Origin of the sequence: Phaeobacter sp. CECT 5382, from assembly GCF_001457775.1 — a bacterium.
GTDB lineage: Bacteria > Pseudomonadota > Alphaproteobacteria > Rhodobacterales > Rhodobacteraceae > Pseudophaeobacter.
This window is the reverse complement of the sequence record NZ_CYSG01000022.1, coordinates 24089-39878: the sequence shown is the minus strand read 5'-3', so window position 1 is coordinate 39878 and position 15790 is coordinate 24089. Positions and strand designations below refer to the sequence as shown.

General features: G+C 57.9%; 16 protein-coding genes and 1 riboswitch. Of the genes, 15 read left to right on the top strand and 1 reads right to left on the bottom strand.

Annotation, left to right across the window (positions count from 1 at the left end; translation table 11 throughout):
* Positions 1-95: 95 nt before the first annotated feature.
* The 14 genes from miaB to cmk all read left to right on the top strand — a co-directional run bounded on the left by miaB (position 96) and on the right by cmk (position 13668).
* Entirely contained in the window at positions 96-1418 is a 1323-nt protein-coding gene (miaB, locus tag PH5382_RS17155) for a tRNA (N6-isopentenyl adenosine(37)-C2)-methylthiotransferase MiaB (protein ID WP_058335621.1), read from the top strand.
* A 282-nt stretch (positions 1419-1700) separates the two neighbouring features.
* Entirely contained in the window at positions 1701-2279 is a 579-nt protein-coding gene (locus tag PH5382_RS17150) for an OmpA family protein (protein ID WP_058335620.1), read from the top strand.
* A gap of 11 nt (positions 2280-2290) precedes the next feature.
* Positions 2291-2590, top strand: a complete 300-nt coding sequence (locus PH5382_RS17145; protein ID WP_058335619.1) for a hypothetical protein — start codon at positions 2291-2293, stop codon at positions 2588-2590.
* A 244-nt stretch (positions 2591-2834) separates the two neighbouring features.
* On the top strand, positions 2835-3842 hold the full coding sequence (locus PH5382_RS17140; RefSeq protein WP_058335618.1) for a PhoH family protein: 1008 nt from the start codon (positions 2835-2837) through the stop codon (positions 3840-3842).
* A gap of 117 nt (positions 3843-3959) precedes the next feature.
* Positions 3960-4469 (top strand): hypothetical protein, encoded by a 510-nt coding sequence (locus tag PH5382_RS17135; protein WP_058335617.1) that lies wholly within the window; start codon positions 3960-3962, stop codon positions 4467-4469.
* Between the two features lie 51 nt (positions 4470-4520).
* On the top strand, positions 4521-5033 hold the full coding sequence (gene ybeY / locus PH5382_RS17130) for an rRNA maturation RNase YbeY (protein ID WP_058335616.1): 513 nt from the start codon (positions 4521-4523) through the stop codon (positions 5031-5033).
* Positions 5034-5054: 21 nt separating this feature from the next.
* Positions 5055-5954, top strand: coding sequence for a hemolysin family protein (locus PH5382_RS17125; protein ID WP_058335615.1), 900 nt, complete (start codon positions 5055-5057; stop codon positions 5952-5954).
* Positions 5951-7489 (top strand): apolipoprotein N-acyltransferase, encoded by a 1539-nt coding sequence (lnt, locus tag PH5382_RS17120; protein ID WP_058335614.1) that lies wholly within the window; start codon positions 5951-5953, stop codon positions 7487-7489. The genes PH5382_RS17125 and lnt overlap by 4 nt, the downstream gene beginning before the upstream one ends.
* 61 nt (positions 7490-7550) lie before the next feature.
* Positions 7551-7600: riboswitch (SAM-SAH riboswitch) on the top strand.
* Between the two features lie 5 nt (positions 7601-7605).
* Positions 7606-8787 (top strand): methionine adenosyltransferase, encoded by a 1182-nt coding sequence (gene metK, locus PH5382_RS17115; protein ID WP_058335613.1) that lies wholly within the window; start codon positions 7606-7608, stop codon positions 8785-8787.
* Positions 8788-8925: 138 nt separating this feature from the next.
* Positions 8926-9786, top strand: a complete 861-nt coding sequence (locus tag PH5382_RS17110) for a bile acid:sodium symporter family protein (RefSeq protein WP_058335612.1) — start codon at positions 8926-8928, stop codon at positions 9784-9786.
* 212 nt (positions 9787-9998) lie between these two features.
* The gene (locus tag PH5382_RS17105; protein WP_197410070.1) at positions 9999-10586 is read left to right on the top strand and encodes a COG3904 family protein; all 588 of its coding nucleotides are present in this window, start codon (positions 9999-10001) and stop codon (positions 10584-10586) included.
* Between the two features lie 142 nt (positions 10587-10728).
* Positions 10729-11553, top strand: a complete 825-nt coding sequence (locus PH5382_RS17100) for a tRNA (guanine(46)-N(7))-methyltransferase TrmB (protein WP_082645741.1) — start codon at positions 10729-10731, stop codon at positions 11551-11553.
* A gap of 120 nt (positions 11554-11673) precedes the next feature.
* Positions 11674-13020 carry a 3-phosphoshikimate 1-carboxyvinyltransferase gene (gene aroA / locus PH5382_RS17095; RefSeq protein ID WP_058335610.1) on the top strand — a complete coding sequence of 449 codons (1347 nt, stop codon included), beginning with the start codon at positions 11674-11676 and terminating at the stop codon, positions 13018-13020.
* A 36-nt stretch (positions 13021-13056) separates the two neighbouring features.
* Entirely contained in the window at positions 13057-13668 is a 612-nt protein-coding gene (gene cmk, locus PH5382_RS17090; RefSeq protein ID WP_058335609.1) for a (d)CMP kinase, read from the top strand.
* A 101-nt stretch (positions 13669-13769) separates the two neighbouring features.
* Here the strand turns inward: cmk and PH5382_RS17085 are convergent, their stop codons facing one another.
* Positions 13770-14927: a serine hydrolase domain-containing protein gene (locus PH5382_RS17085; RefSeq protein WP_082645740.1), complete on the bottom strand. Its 1158-nt coding sequence runs from the start codon at positions 14925-14927 to the stop codon at positions 13770-13772.
* A 113-nt stretch (positions 14928-15040) separates the two neighbouring features.
* On the opposite strand from PH5382_RS17085, the gene PH5382_RS17080 reads away from it, so the two are divergent.
* Positions 15041-15673 (top strand): NAD(P)H-dependent oxidoreductase, encoded by a 633-nt coding sequence (locus PH5382_RS17080; RefSeq protein ID WP_058335607.1) that lies wholly within the window; start codon positions 15041-15043, stop codon positions 15671-15673.
* The last annotated feature ends 117 nt before the right edge of the window (positions 15674-15790 follow it).

Sequence of the window (15790 nt, the reverse complement as noted above, 5' to 3'; positions counted from 1 at the left end):
TAAAATCGGGTAATCCCGCCTGCATTGCAAGCCGCGAGATTTGCCGTTAAGGCAATCCGCTGATCCCATATCAGGCTGGAAGGCTAAGTAGAGACATGAGCGCCCCCAAGAAGCTGTTTATCAAGACCTACGGTTGTCAGATGAATGTCTATGACAGTGAACGCATGTCCGAAGCGCTGGGCGGGCAGGGCTATGTCGAGACCAAATCGGCGGATGACGCCGATATGATCCTGCTCAACACTTGCCACATTCGCGAAAAGGCCGCTGAAAAAGTCTATTCCGAACTTGGGCGTTTCAAAAAGCTGAAGGCGAAAAAACCGGATCTGAAGATCGGGGTTGCGGGTTGTGTCGCCCAGGCCGAGGGGCAGGAGATCATGCGTCGTCAGCCGCTGGTAGATCTGGTGGTGGGGCCGCAAAGCTACCATCGCTTGCCCGAGATGGAAGAAAAGGCGCGCTCCGGGGAAAAGGTGCTCGACACGGATTTCCCCGAAGAAGACAAGTTTGAGAAGCTGAAGCGTCGCCCTATGGCCAAGCGTGGCCCTGCAGCCTTTCTTACGGTGCAGGAAGGCTGCGACAAGTTCTGCGCCTTTTGCGTGGTGCCCTACACCCGTGGCGCCGAAGTGTCGCGTCCGGCGGATCGTATCCTGACCGAAGCCCGCGATCTGGTGGAGCGCGGCGTGCGCGAAATCACCCTGCTGGGCCAGAATGTGAATGCCTATCATGGGGCTGGTGCCAACGGTGATCTGACCTTGGCGCAGCTGATCTGGGAGCTGGACAAGGTGGATGGGCTGGAACGTATCCGGTTCACAACCAGTCACCCCAACGACATGATGGATGATTTGATCGAGGCGCATGCGAGCTGCAAAAAGCTGATGCCCTATCTACATTTGCCAGTGCAGGCAGGCTCGGACAAGATCCTGAAGCGGATGAACCGCAGCCACACCGCTGAAAGCTATCTGCGTCTGATCGAACGTATCCGCGCCGCACGGCCCGATATTCTGATCTCGGGCGATTTCATCGTCGGCTTTCCCGAAGAGACCGAAGCAGATTTTCAGGCGACCCTCGATCTGGTCGAAGAGGTCAAATACGGCACCGCCTATTCCTTTAAATATTCCACCCGCCCCGGCACCCCAGCCGCAGAGCGTCCTCAGGTAGATCCCGCAGAGGCGGATGATCGCCTGCAGCGGCTGCAGGCTTTGCTGACGCGGCAGCAGCGAGAGATTCAGGATAGCATGGTCGGCCGTGAGGTCGGCGTGCTGTTTGAAAAGCCAGGACGCCAGGCTGGGCAGATGCTCGGCAAATCGGACTATCTGCACGCGGTGCATGTGGCCGATTGCGATCGCGAAATTGGCGATTTGGCGCGGGTTCGCATCGTGTCATCGCGCACCAACTCTTTGGCGGGTGAGCTGATCGAGTGAGGTGAGGCCAGCAAGGCCTGTGCCGTGGAAGTGAGGCCATGAAGTAAGGCTGTAAAGTGAGTCATTATTGCCGCGTAGGCCGCACAATTCGCGCCAGTGGGTTTGAGTGTCCTGCAAAGAAGCCTATTCTGCTCGAAATGGCTGTCTCTACGTGGAAATTTAACAAAATCGCTATGTAAGTCTCCGTGTATGTGTAAGTCGCTGCTGATGCTCCGGGTTTGAAAGCATTTGGTGGTGAGCTCTCGTCTTCGAGAGGGCTTTGGTGAAGGAAATCTGATTGTGATGACATTGAACGCAAAAAACATGCTTGGCTTGTTGGCGGTTGGTTTTGCAGCACTGGGCCTGTCGGCCGCTTCTGTGCAGGCGCAGGCTGCTACGGGGCAGGTCGCAATCGTTGGTGAGCGCTACGTGCCAACGATCTGGGTTGACCCGGATGGCTGTGAACACTGGGTGATGGACGACGGCACCGAGGGGTTCATGACGCCGCATGTAAAACCGGATGGCAAACCCGTCTGCCGAAGTGGCAGCATGTGCGGTGTGCTGGAGGCAGACCATTTCTTTGCCACTGACAAGTCCTATATCAATGCGGCAGGCAAGGCGCGCCTGATGGAGTTTTTCACCTCAAAAATGGCCAGTGTGCGCTACTTTATTGTCGCCGGTCATACTGACAGCCGCGCCTCGGACGAATACAATATTCGTCTGTCCAAGCGCCGGGCCAATGCGGTGGCAAAGGTGGGCAAGTCTGTAGGGGCGCGGATCGCAGATGTGCGTGCTTATGGAGAGCGGGACCCACGTGTGCCTAATACCAATGCGTCCAATATGGCGCAGAATCGCCGCGTCGAAATCTATTGTCTGCGATAAGGATAGGCATCATGAAAAAAACTCTGGGGCTTGTTCTTCTCGTTGGTGCTGTAGCGCTATCGGCCTGTGATTCACCAAAGCGCGACAAGACGGTTGATCGCGGCTTTGACGGCAAGGATCTGTCACAACTGACCGCCGGTATCTGGGTCGATCCCAATGGCTGCGAACACTGGATCATTGATGATGGTGTCGAAGGCTACGCTGATTTGCGGCGCACGCCGGACGGCAAACCGGTCTGCAATAGCGAATTGCCGATCAATACTGCGACTGGTCCTTTTAAATCCGGGTCTTCGTTCGAGGATCCCATCTGATCTCTGTTCGGTGTGATCTGTATCGAGAGACCGAACCACAAATTGGAACTGGACAGGGCTGACGCCTCAGTCTGCCCGACCTGATCCTTTGAGTTATGCTGCGTGCAAGATGCAGCAGAAGGTGGCGCCTTATCGGAGGGGCCGCCTTTTTTGTTTCATTCCTGTGAATTTGCGCGGCCTGTGCTTGCGCCCGCTCGGTGGCAGAGGCAAACTGAGGGGGTAACTCAAGAACAGGAGTCCCCAATTGGCCACCAGCGCCCGGATCCAGACGCCAGACACCGACAGCTCGCACGAAGTGCTGCTTGAATTCCCTGACAACCGCTTGTTGATTGATCTTTGCGGTGAATATGATCGCAATCTTGCGGATATAGAGCAGAAGATAGGCGTTCAGATCATTCGCCGGGGCAATCAGCTCTCTGTTCTTGGTGAGGCTGAGCAGCGCGAGCAGGCTGCCGAAGTTTTGATCTCTCTGTATGACAGGCTGGAAACAGGGCGCAGTGTCGAACGCGGTGACGTTGATCGCGAGTTGCGCATGGGGCACGAACAGGACGCGCCTGCTGACGACCAGCTGGAAATGTTCAAGGGCGGTCAGGTGGAAATCAAGACCCGCAAAAAGCTGGTCGAGCCGCGCACCGACGCCCAAAAGGCCTATGTCCGGTCGCTGTTTGAGCATGAACTTGCCTTTGGCATCGGGCCTGCAGGTACCGGCAAGACCTATCTGGCGGTGGCGGTTGGGGTAAATCTGTTCATCACCGGTCAGGTCGACAAGATCATCCTGTCACGTCCTGCAGTCGAGGCGGGCGAAAAGCTGGGCTACCTGCCTGGTGACATGAAGGACAAGGTCGATCCCTACATGCAGCCGCTTTATGATGCGCTGAATGATTTCCTTCCCGGCAAGCAACTGGCCAAACTGCTGGAGGAAAAGCAGATCGAAATCGCGCCCTTGGCCTTTATGCGCGGGCGCACGCTGTCCAATGCCTTTGTGGTGCTGGACGAGGCGCAGAATGCCACATCGATGCAGATGAAGATGTTTCTCACCCGTTTGGGCGAGGGGTCGCGCATGGTGATCACAGGCGACCGAACGCAGATCGATTTGCCACGCGGTGTGCCTTCGGGGCTGGCAGATGCAGAACGCCTTCTGAGCCCGATTTCCAAGATCAGCTTCAACTATTTCACATCGCGCGATGTCGTTCGCCATCCCTTGGTAGCGGCGATCATCGAGGCCTATGATGCGGAAACCCCTGCTGGCTGAAAGATCCCGTGAAAAGATTTCGTGAATTGAGGGGCGTCAATGTGGCGCCCCTTTTTTCGTCCTAGGCTAGCGCGATTGCGCGGCCAAATTTGTCGCGGATGGCTATAGGAGGCCGGTATGATCAAACAACGCTGGACCAAGAATTTCTTATCGGCAGCAATTGCAGGGCTGGTTATGATCGCGGGAACTGCTGCCTTGGCCGAAGATCTCGACTACCACGCACTCTTCGAGGAACGCTGTACCGCCTGTCATGGTCATGCGGGGGCTTTCGCACGGGAGCATCTGCAGGTTCAGGATGGTGTGGTCCTTGGCAGTGCAGGGCAGAATCTGGAACCCTTCCTGTCTGTGCACAAAGGGGGACTGCCTGCTGAACAGATCCGCGGCCTGTTGGACATGTTCCTGTCGCAGCTCGAAGCGGGTAGTTTTTTCAACGATACCTGCAAGATCTGCCATGGGCGCGCCCATGATTTTGCCAAGTTGTTTCTGATCGAACGGGATGGCGTGCTTTGGGGGCGCTATAGTGCGCGCCCCGTGGCTGAGTTCCTCCCCGGTCATGCCCGCATGACGGCCGATCAGGCGCTGCGGATGACTGCCGCGTTGTCGGCCATTCTGGCGGGCGGGCGCTAGAAACGGAATCCTTGCCTTGACGGGGTCGTATAATTCCGCTCCAAGCCGGGTATGACACTTGAAATTGCAATTGAAGATGAACGTTGGACGTCACTGGGCGTCGAAGAGGTGGCACAGGATGCTATCGCAAGGACTCTGGTTCATTTCGGACTGGATCTGGAAACCTGCGAGATTGCCCTGCTGGCTTGCGATGATGACCGCATCGCCGAGTTGAATTCGGAATTTCGCGGCAAACCTGTTGCGACCAATGTTCTGAGCTGGCCTGCAGAGGTTCTGGCGGCCGAAGAGCCGGGTGGAATACCCGACATGCCAGAAGCAGATTTCACCGGCGAGATCCCGCTGGGCGATATTGCCATTGCCTATGACACCTGCGCCGCAGAGGCCGCTGCCGCAGGTAAGCCGCTGGCTGATCATTTGCGACATCTGGTTGTTCACGGAGTGTTGCATCTTTTGGGTTATGACCACATTCGCGACCCTGACGCCACAGTGATGGAAGGCTTGGAGGTCGAGATACTTGGCAAAATGGGTATTGATGACCCATATACTATAGATGACAGCCTCTGAGGGGCATTTTGGATAGGACAAATGGGCGATATAGAAGGCAGTTCTAACGCAGCGCATGGCGCGCAGCAGAACATTGGCAGCACCCCGGCAGAAGCCGGTGCTGCAGAGAGACCGGGGCTTTGGGGGCGACTCTTTGGCTCTTTTACACCAGCGGCGCCGATAGCGGAGCCGGAAGCCGCGCATGGGCCGACCGTCGAGGTTCAGCCTCACGGCATGATGAACCTGCGCCGGATGCGGGTCGAAGATGTGGCAATTCCCTCGGCGGAAATCCTGTCGGTTCCGGTGTCGATTGATCGTGACGATCTGGTGCAGGTGTTTCGTGACAGCGGCTATACGCGTATTCCCGTTTATGAAGGCACGCTGGATACGCCGCTTGGCTTTGCGCACCTAAAGGATTTTGCGCTCACGCACGGCTTTAACGGTGGCAGTAAACCCTTTGATCTGTCCCAGATGCTGCGGCCTTTGCTTTTTGTACCGCCATCGATGCCCATTGGGGTGCTTTTGGCCAAAATGCAGGCAGAGCGGCGCCATATGGCGCTGGTCATCGATGAATATGGCGGCGTCGATGGTCTGGTCACTATCGAAGACCTCATCGAACAGGTCATTGGCGAGATCGAAGACGAGCATGACCCCGGAGAAGACCAGACCTGGTATCAGGAAAAGGCGGGTTGTTATATCGCTTTGGCGCGCACGCCTTTGGATGAATTTGAGGCGGAAATCGGCCAATCGCTTACCAGTCATGAGGATGTCGACGCTGAAGAGATCGACACGCTTGGCGGTCTTGTCTTCATGCTGTCCGGCAAGGTGCCTGCCCGTGGTGAGGTGATCGTGCATCCGGATGGCCCTGAATTCGAAGTGATGGATGCAGACCCACGCCGGATCAAGCGCTTGCGGGTTATGCTGCCCGAAACTCCTGCATGACACCGGGAGGTTTTGCGAGTGGTCTTGCGACTCTGGTAAAAAACTCCGGGCGGGCCAGTCTTTGGCTCGCCCTTGTTTTGGCGCTGGGGCTTGGCGGGGTTCTGTCGCTGTCTCTGGCACCTTTGCACATCTTGTGGACGCTGCCCCTTGCGCTGGGCGGCATTGGCGTTCTGGCGCTACGGGCAGTTGGGTGGCGCCAAGCGGCCCTGATTGGCTGGGCCTTTGGGCTGGGGTATTTCGGCTTTGGTCTGTCCTGGATTATCGAACCGTTTCAGATTGACGCTGAACGCTACGCCTGGATGGCCCCTTTTGCGCTGGTGTTTCTTGCGGGTGGGTTGGCCCTGTTCTGGGGCGCGACCTTTGCATTGGCTGCAAGATGGGCGGTTGGGCAGCGGCGGCTGTTGGTGCTCCTTGTTTTTTGGTCGCTGGCCGAATTTGGCCGCGCCTATTTGCTGACCGGGTTTCCCTGGGCGGGATTTGGCCAGTTCTGGATCGACACACCCATGGCGCAGTTGCTGCCCTGGATCGGGGCGCAGGGGCTAGCATTTCTAACGCTTGCTGTCTGTTTGCCTCTGGCCCTGTTACGCAGGAAACCCGTTTTGGCGCTATCGCCGCTGGTCGTGACTACGGCCATGGTGCTGCTGTTGCCTGCTCCGCCCGCGGCTGAAATGACAACGCGTCTGGTGCGTCTGGTGCAGCCCAATGCACCGCAGGCGGAAAAATGGCTGCCCAAGAAACGCTGGGAGTTCGCCCGTCGTGCCGTAGAGCTGAGCGCCAAAGGCCAGGGCACGACGGCCCCGCAACCTGAGCTGATCGTCTGGCCTGAGACCGCTGTGCCACAGCTATTGAACCATGCCGACGAGACTCTGGCGGCAATCATGGCCCAGATCGGTGGCGTTCCCCTGTTGGTCGGGATCCAGCGCGAAGAAGACGGGCGCTTTTTCAATTCTGCGGCTCTGGTGGATCAGGCAGGGGTGGCGGTCCAGATCTATGACAAGGCTCATCTGGTGCCCTTTGGTGAATATGTTCCCTTTGGCGATACCATGGCGCGCTTTGGCATCTATGGCTTTGCCTCGCAGGCCGGGGCGGGCTACAGCGCTGGTGCAGGGCCGCAGGTGATGGACCTGCCGATTGGCACGGCTTTGCCGTTGATCTGCTACGAGGCCGTTTTTGCCCAGGATGTGAATGCGGTGAAGCAACGCCCCGAGATGCTGATCCAGATAACCAATGATGCCTGGTTCGGTGCCCGTTCTGGCCCGTATCAGCACTTGGTGCAGGCCCAGATGCGCGCCGCAGAACAGGGGTTGCCGATGCTGCGCGCGGCCAATACCGGAATTACGGCGATGATCGATCCCTATGGCCAAATACGGGAGAATATCCCGCTCGGAGAGGCCGGGGCAGTGGATGCGCTGCTGCCAAAGCCCTTGGCGGCGACGCTCTATAGCCGCACTGGTGACTGGCCGGTGTTTCTGCTTTGCATCGCTTTGGGTCCGTTCTTCTGGTTTCGTGGTGCAGCCGTTGCACGGCACTCATAGCTGCTTAACCTCTGGCAATTATAGATTGACCCTCAGGGTAACCCCGCGTAGAGCGAATTGATACCTCACACAACGGCTTCCTGGCGTGGCGAGGTGAAATCCAATGGAGCACTTTCATGACCCGTAATAACTACACCTTCACTTCGGAATCCGTTTCCGAAGGTCACCCGGATAAGGTCTGTGATCAGATCTCCGATGCCGTTCTCGACGCCTTTCTGGCTGAAGAACCCGAGGCGCGCGTTGCCGCAGAGACCTTTGCCACCACCAACCGCGTGGTGATCGGCGGCGAAGTCGGCCTGTCAGATCAGGACAAGCTGCATGACTACATGGGGCGGATCGAAGATATCACCCGCGCCTGCATCAAAGACATCGGCTATGAGCAGGATAAGTTCCACCACGAGACCGTGGAAGTGACCAACCTGCTGCACGAACAGTCCGCTCATATTGCCCAGGGTGTCGACGCCTCTGGTGACAAGGACGAAGGTGCCGGCGATCAGGGTATCATGTTCGGCTATGCCACCACCGAGACGCCACAGTTGATGCCAGCACCGATCCAGTACAGCCACGCTGTTCTGCGTCGCCTGGCTGAAGTGCGCAAGAATGGGACCGAGCCCGCGCTGGGCCCCGATGCGAAATCGCAGCTCTCCGTCGTTTACGAAGATGGCAAGCCCGTCCGGGTCAGCTCTTTGGTGCTGTCGACACAGCACCTGGATGAAACCCTGAGTTCTGCTGATATCCGCGCCATCGTTGCCCCCTATTTCCACGAAGTCCTGCCTGAGGGTTGGCTGACGGATGACACTGTCTGGCACGTGAACCCGACCGGCAAGTTTGTCATTGGCGGCCCTGATGGCGATGCCGGTCTGACCGGCCGTAAGATCATCGTGGATACCTATGGCGGCGCGGCCCCCCATGGTGGTGGCGCTTTCTCTGGTAAAGACCCAACCAAGGTTGACCGCTCGGCAGCCTATGCGGCGCGCTACTTGGCGAAAAACGTCGTGGCGGCTGGCATGGCTGAAAAATGCACCATTCAGCTGTCCTATGCGATTGGCGTGTCCAAGCCGCTGTCGATCTATGCGGATACCCATGGCACCGGCGAAGTTGCCCCGGCAGCTATCGAAAACGCCATTGATCAGGCCATGGATCTGACCCCGCGCGGCATTCGCCGGCATCTGGGTCTGAACAAGCCGATCTATCAGCGTACGGCTGCCTATGGCCACTTTGGCCGCGAACCCGATGCCGATGGCGGGTTCAGCTGGGAGCGCACAGACCTGGCAGAGGCTTTGAAAAAGGCTGTTTAAGGCTGACAAATCTGGGCGCCTTTGAGCGCCTGACCCTGCGGGGTTACGCTGGGGCCAAGGTATTCCGTGACGGAATGCTTTGGCCCTTTTGCCTTTCCATGTCACGCTTTGCCCCAGATTTCTGGGAGGAAATGCGCGATGTTGATTGATGTGGCTTTGCCGCTGTCTCTGGCCTTTATCATGTTTTCACTGGGCTATGGGCTGACCCTTGCCGATTTCGGGCGGGTTCTGATCCTGCCACGCGCCGTGTTGACGGGTCTTTTCTTGCAGGTTGTGGCCGTGCCTGTGCTGGCATTTCTGGCGCTTTTGGTGTTTGAGCTGCCGCCTGCACTGGCCTTTGGCGTCATGCTCTTGTCGTTTTGCCCCGGTGGCGTGACCTCCAATATCCTGACCAAACTTGTTGGCGGTACCGTTGCCCTGTCGATTACACTGACAGCGATTGTCAGCCTGCTGTCTGTTCTCACGATGCCAGTCTTGATTGCCTGGGCGGCAGAGCAGTTTTTGGGGGCAGACGCGCCGGAGATCGATGTGACATCGATCGCCCTGTCGATGGTTGCGATTACAGTTGTGCCGGTTGTGGTTGGCCTCGTGGTCCGTTTTTTGGTGGCGGATTTTGCGACCCGGACGGAGAGTGCGGTCTCCTTGATTGCGACAGTGCTGTTTATGGTGGTCGTTGTGGTGGCTCTGGTCACCAATTGGGATTTGTTTGTGAACAGTATCGCGGTACTTGGCCCGATCTTGATGGGATTGAATGCGGTGCTATTGCTTGTCGGGATGCTTTGCGCCCGCGCAATTGGGCTGACCGGCAGCGATGGCCTGTGCATCTCGATTGAGATGGGCGTGCAGAACGCGGCGCTTGGCATTGCAGTGGCCGGTTTGGTGGCGCAGGCGAGCGGCATCCCCGAATATGCCGTACCGGCAGCGGTTTATGGTATTTCGACATATATTGTGACCATTCCCGGCATGTTTGTCCTGCGCGCCATTTTTGACAAGGTTTGATCCCAAAAAACACGCGGCAGGGGACAGCCTGCAGGGGGTAGGCACAAGCACAGGAACAACAATTAGCCAGTACGTCTCGCGGATTCCCCTCTTGGTTTGAGACCAATACATGGTCCATGATGAGACAAGGCAACGCAAATGGACCGGAGGACCCGAGACAAATGATCCGATTATTCGCCGCCACATGTCTTGCACTCCTGCCTATGGGAACCATGGCGAAGGAGCCGCTTTCGGAGAAGTTCGAAGTTAAGGGAAGCGTGCTGATCTATGATACCGAAAAGCTGAAAGGCGAGATCCGCGACGAAGATATCGATGCGTTGAAACAGGTGTTGAATGAGCATTCCGGCATCACCGAGCTCAGGCTGAACAGCACCGGCGGCAGTGTCTATGCCGGCAGCGAGATGGCCTGGATCGTGATGGACTACGGGCTCGACACTCGGGTCGATGGGGAATGCATCAGTGCCTGCATTGATCTGTTTCTGGCAGGCAAGCGGCGGCGTATGACCTTTGGGTCGAAACTTGGGTTTCACCACCGCAGCTGGGGGCCTAAAGCGGTGCAGAACTATTATCGTGAATGGCGCAAACGCAAGGACTGGGCCACGCCGTTTGAATTTGGCGCTTGGATCTATGGCGACACGCAGGCGGAGATCTACGAACACCTGACCTTTATGGTGTCGCGCGGGGTTGATCCGGGGTTTGCCATCAAGTCGATGCAGGCCATCTCCAGTGAAGAATGGTATCCGTCGCGATTGCAGTTGATCGCGGCAGGTGTGCTGCGCGAAGAGGCCCCAGAAGATTAGCGTCACAGCCAAGGCAGGGGGGGGGGCAAAGGCGCGTGACCTTGACCTGCGGGGCCAGTTGCGGCAGATGGGCGGCCAACTTGTGACCTGTGAAATATGGCGGGTCGTCCCATTTTGCCCGAACAAAGGATGCACCCAGTCCATGGCTGATGACAAAACGCCCAAAACCGCCGCCTCTGCGGATGCACCTGGCGGGTCGCCCATCGGCGCTCCTTCCAGCCGGAAACCCGAACTGGCGGTCGGAACAGAGACCGCAGATGGTACCCATGTCAGTGGTGCGCCATGGCGCAATTTTTATGGCCGTTTCAGCGGGAAAACGCTGAAAGACAGCCAGCGGCGCTATCTTGATGAGGACCTGGCGCGCCTCAGCCCCGGTGCTGTGGGCTGGGATGAAAACCCCGACCGTACACCGCTGGACCTTGCGGCGCTGTTTGGTGGGCGTGAGACCTGGCTCGAGATCGGCTTTGGTGGTGGCGAACATCTGGTGCATCAGGCCAGTGCCAATCCGGATGTGGGCATCATTGGCGCAGAACCCTTTATCAATGGCGTGGCGATGCTACTGGGCAAGATCCGCAAGGCGGGCTGTGACAATATCGCAGTACATCCCGGCGATGCCCGCGATCTGATGGATGTGATCCCGCCACAATCGATCGCCAAAGCGTTCCTGCTGTATCCTGATCCCTGGCCTAAAACCCGTCATCACCGCCGCCGGTTTGTGACCCAGGAACACCTGGAGCCACTGGCACGCTGCCTCAAACCCGGCGCGATCTTCAGGGTGGCTACCGATATTCCCGACTATGTGCGCCAGACGCTGGAAGAGGTGCCAAAGGCAGGGTTTGAGTGGCTGGCATCAGAGGCCGCCGATTGGCGCGAGCCCTGGGAGGACTGGATCTCTACTCGTTATGAGCAAAAAGCCCTGCGCGAGGGGCGCACCCCGACCTATCTGACCTTCCGCCGTCTTGGTTGACGGTCTTGGCTGACGGTTTGGGCTGTCTTCGGGGCGCATCCATGCTGGACCGCCCCGAGACTATTCGTTACCGATAGCGGAAACAGAACAGATCATCACGATTTTCACAAAGGAAGCGCCATGTCCGGACACGGTACGCCCATCCCGATGACCTCTCACCGCGCCGCACCTCTGAGCGGAGTGGCCGAGGTGCCGGGCGACAAGTCGATCTCCCACCGCTCGCTGATCCTGGGGGCCATGGCAATTGGCGAGACCAAGATTTCCGGCCTGCTGGAAGGCGACGATGTGCTCGACACCGCCAAGGCGATGCAGGCCTTCGGTGCCGAGGTGGTCAATCATGGTGGCGGCAACTGGTCGGTCTTTGGCGTGGGTGTCGGCGGCTTTGCCGAGCCGGATCAGGTCATTGATTGCGGCAACTCCGGCACTGGGGTGCGGCTGATCATGGGCTGCATGGCGACCTCGCCCATCACTGTCACTTTTACCGGTGACTCCAGTCTTAACGGACGTCCCATGGCACGAGTGACCGATCCGCTGGCGCTGTTTGGTGCTAAAACGGTGGGGCGCAAAGGCGGCCGTTTGCCAATGACCATCGTGGGCGCCGCTGAGCCGACCCCGGTGCGCTATGTGGTGCCAGTGCCTTCGGCGCAGGTGAAATCCGCTGTGCTGCTGGCGGGGCTGAACGCGCCCGGCCAAACTGTGGTGATCGAGAAAGAAGCCACCCGCGACCATTCCGAACGGATGCTTGCAGGCTTTGGCGCCGAGATCACTGTTGCGGACACAGAGGAGGGCCGGGAGATCACCCTGACGGGGCAGCCCGAGCTGAAACCGCAGGTCATAGCGGTGCCCCGTGACCCCTCCAGTGCGGCTTTTCCGGTCTGTGCGGCCCTGATCACGCCGGGATCTGATGTGCTGGTGCCGGGCATCGGCCTCAACCCCACCCGGGCAGGTCTGTTCTATACCCTGCAGGATATGGGTGCGGATCTGACATTCGAAAACATGCGCGAAGAGGGTGGTGAGCCGGTGGCTGACCTGCGGGCCAAATATTCCTCCGCCATGAAGGGCATAGCAGTGCCGCCAGACCGCGCTGCCTCGATGATCGATGAATATCCGGTGCTGTCCGTTGTGGCCTCCTTTGCCACAGGCAAAACCATGATGGCGGGCGTGAAAGAGCTACGCGTCAAGGAAAGCGACCGGATTGATGCGATGGCGCGGGGACTGCGGGCCAATGGCGTCACCGTGGAAGAGGGCGAAGACTGGTGGTCCGTCGAAGGCCTGGGGCCCGATGGTGTTCCCGGTGGCGGCACCTGCGAAAGCTTCCTCGATCACCGCATCGCCATGTCATTCATGGTGATGGGTATGGGCGCACAAAACCCGGTCACGGTGGACGACGGCAGCCCGATCACCACGTCGTTTCCGATCTTTGAGCCCTTGATGACAGGTCTGGGTGCCAAGCTTAGCCAAGACTGATTCCCGTAGGACTGATCCTTGCAGGAGGTATTTCCGATGACCGCCAGTTTCACCATTGCAATCGACGGGCCGGCTGCTGCTGGCAAGGGCACGATTTCCAAAGCCGTGGCCGAGGCCTTGGACTTGGCGCATCTGGATACCGGGCTGCTGTATCGGGCTGTCGGGGCCAAGACGCTCGAGGGCACCCCAGCCATTGAGGCAGCGCGGACGCTGACTGCTGAAGATCTTGAACGGGGTGATTTGCGCGGGCCAGAGGCCGCACAGGCTGCCTCCAAAGTGGCGGTGATTGCCGAGGTGCGGGCCGCATTGGTGGATTTTCAGCGTGCCTTTGCCCGCCGCGCCGGGGGCGCCGTTCTGGATGGCCGTGACATCGGCACGGTGATTTGCCCGCAGGCTGAGGTGAAGCTCTTTGTCACCGCCAGCCCCGAAGTGCGCGCCAAGCGGCGCTTTCTGGAGCTCTCTGCCAAAGGGCTGGCGGAAACGCTGGAGGAAGTTCTGGCCGATGTGAAGGCCCGCGATGAGCGTGACATGAACCGCGCCGAAGCGCCGCTTAAGCCTGCCGAGGATGCGGTGATCATCGACAGCAGCACGTTGTCCATCGAAGAGGCCGTGACACAGGCCCTGAAAGTGGTCGCCACGCTTCGTTGAGGCGCTTTCAAGGTGCTTTTGGCCTCGACTGGATGCGTGTCTGGGGGGCTAGAAAGGCGGCTCTGAGGACAGACAGTTGTCTAAGTAGCTGAAATACGTTGTTAGGTCCTGTCCAGGCTCGCAAACAAATCGTTTGTCGCGCCGTGGGGATCGGACCTGCTAAGCCTTAAACTTGACCACAGGTTGGCGGCAACACCCCGGTTGGACAAGATCAACGCGCCAGACATTGCTTCGGGGCAGATGTAAAGTGCGCAAGTTGAACCGGCAGTGCCCCCATTGTGAAAGAGCATTTGGGGTGCCTCTGGTGCTGTTTTTATCGAAAGCCAGCCCAGGCATTGAGCGACAGGCTCCATTGCACCGCGTCTTCCCAAACCAAACAGCGGCTCAACACTTCTGCAAATTGAGCGGTCTAGCGAAGTTTTGGGGTTTTCCAAAGCCTTCAACACAAAGGCAGAAAAATGACCCAGATCACGTGCTGTTGAGCGTAGGCACCCAGCACCAGCAATGGCCTGGAAAGTCCAGGGCACGACGGGTTTGCCTTTAGTATTGAAGGGCTGCATGAATCGCGCCTGCTGCGATTGCGTCAAATCCGAGGTGGTATCAACCAGCCCGAGCGGCGCTATTACCTTTTCCGTCAGTAGACCCAGGTAGGGCTTGCCCTCGCTCATCGCCATGGCCTCGCCCAAAAGCCCGAAACCCAGATTGGAATAGGCATACCGCAGGCGCCGGGGAGGTGTTGCGTCCTTTCTAACGCGCAACCAATCAAGAAGATCGTCTCTGGAGAAAGACCCATAAGGGTCGTCTGGCAATGACGAAATCAGTGCTTTCCATAGCGGCATATGAATTCTTGGCAGACCGCTGGTGTGCGTCGCAAGAGCCTGCAGTGTGATCCAATGCGGGACGTCTGACAGGCCTGCAATGAAGTCCTTGATTGGACGATTGGGATCAACCTTTCCTTCTTCGATGAGAACGGCGAGAAGAAGAGCCGTGAAGACTTTTGTGATTGATCCGATTTCGAAGATCATATCTGCGGGCGCGGTTTTTTCTCTTGTGCCAAATGTTCCAGAGGCGGCGACATCCATGTTTCCGCCATTGAGCAGCATGGTCACAATAGCCGTTTCCTCCCCTCTGTAAGGGGCCAAAATTTTCTCGGAAAACCGGTAGCTTGATTGACGCATTTGTGTCTTTCCTATCCCCATTCCCTGCTGACAATGGCGCAAAGCAGACACTTTCTGCAACCAAGAGAGTACGAGAGCCATGTCTCATTCCCGCGTTCTGACCGAACAGGAAAGAAATTTGCCAGCCAAGTATTGAACTAAACAGTTTAGTTATAAATAAGAGAGACACAAACCTTCCAATGACGGGAAAGACTATGTTTCTAGACAAGCTGAACTGGCGCTATGCGACCAAGAAGATGGACCCCTCGAAATCGGTTCCGGAAGACAAGGTTGCCAAGATCGTCGAGGCGGTTCAGATGGCACCTACCTCCAGTGGTCTGCAGCCTTATGAACTGCTGGTTGTGCGCAACGACGATATCCGCGCTGCCATTCGCCCCGTCGCCTGGGATCAGGCCCAGATCACCGAAGGCTCGCACTTGTTGGTGTTTGCCGCTTGGGACAACTACAGCGAAGAACGCATTGATGCAGTGGTTGATCAGATGGCGGCAGAACGTGGTGGCATGAATGATCTGCTGCAGGGGTATTATGATCGCCTGAAAGCGATGTATCTGCCGCGTACAGCTGAGGAAAACTATGCCCATGCGGCACGTCAGGCCTATATTGGTCTGGGTTTTGCTTTGGCGGCCGCAGCTGAGCTGGAAGTGGACAGCACTCCGATGGAAGGTTTTGACCCAGCACAGGTCGATGAAATCCTCGGGCTGAAGGCAAAAGGCCTGCGCTCGGTTCTGTTGCTGCCACTCGGCTACCGCGACGAAAGCGGCGATTGGTTGTTGAACCTCAAGAAGGTGCGCAAGCCGCTGAGCACCTTTGTCACCAATATCGACTGATCAAATGTCTTGGGGCATCCTAGCAGGGGTGCCCCAATTTTGGCGGCGTGTGAAGTGGGCGCTGATGGTCATTTTCTCGCGTGAGACCAGAAAAATAAGGCCTGTTTTGGGGTGTGG

Excerpts from the sequence above, each read along its gene's own strand:
- miaB (WP_058335621.1), top strand. The coding sequence starts at position 96 with ATGAGCGCCCCCAAGAAGCTGTTTATCAAGACCTACGGTTGTCAGATG.
- lnt (WP_058335614.1), top strand. The coding sequence starts at position 5,951 with ATGACACCGGGAGGTTTTGCGAGTGGTCTTGCGACTCTGGTAAAAAAC.
- PH5382_RS17150 (WP_058335620.1), top strand. The coding sequence starts at position 1,701 with ATGACATTGAACGCAAAAAACATGCTTGGCTTGTTGGCGGTTGGTTTT.
- PH5382_RS17110 (WP_058335612.1), top strand. The coding sequence starts at position 8,926 with ATGTTGATTGATGTGGCTTTGCCGCTGTCTCTGGCCTTTATCATGTTT.
- PH5382_RS17125 (WP_058335615.1), top strand. The coding sequence starts at position 5,055 with ATGGGCGATATAGAAGGCAGTTCTAACGCAGCGCATGGCGCGCAGCAG.
- PH5382_RS17085 (WP_082645740.1), bottom strand. The coding sequence starts at position 14,927 with ATGGCTCTCGTACTCTCTTGGTTGCAGAAAGTGTCTGCTTTGCGCCAT.
- PH5382_RS17080 (WP_058335607.1), top strand. The coding sequence starts at position 15,041 with ATGTTTCTAGACAAGCTGAACTGGCGCTATGCGACCAAGAAGATGGAC.
- PH5382_RS17135 (WP_058335617.1), top strand. The coding sequence starts at position 3,960 with ATGATCAAACAACGCTGGACCAAGAATTTCTTATCGGCAGCAATTGCA.
- PH5382_RS17105 (WP_197410070.1), top strand. The coding sequence starts at position 9,999 with ATGGCGAAGGAGCCGCTTTCGGAGAAGTTCGAAGTTAAGGGAAGCGTG.
- PH5382_RS17145 (WP_058335619.1), top strand. The coding sequence starts at position 2,291 with ATGAAAAAAACTCTGGGGCTTGTTCTTCTCGTTGGTGCTGTAGCGCTA.
- PH5382_RS17100 (WP_082645741.1), top strand. The coding sequence starts at position 10,729 with ATGGCTGATGACAAAACGCCCAAAACCGCCGCCTCTGCGGATGCACCT.
- aroA (WP_058335610.1), top strand. The coding sequence starts at position 11,674 with ATGTCCGGACACGGTACGCCCATCCCGATGACCTCTCACCGCGCCGCA.
- cmk (WP_058335609.1), top strand. The coding sequence starts at position 13,057 with ATGACCGCCAGTTTCACCATTGCAATCGACGGGCCGGCTGCTGCTGGC.
- metK (WP_058335613.1), top strand. The coding sequence starts at position 7,606 with ATGACCCGTAATAACTACACCTTCACTTCGGAATCCGTTTCCGAAGGT.
- ybeY (WP_058335616.1), top strand. The coding sequence starts at position 4,521 with ATGACACTTGAAATTGCAATTGAAGATGAACGTTGGACGTCACTGGGC.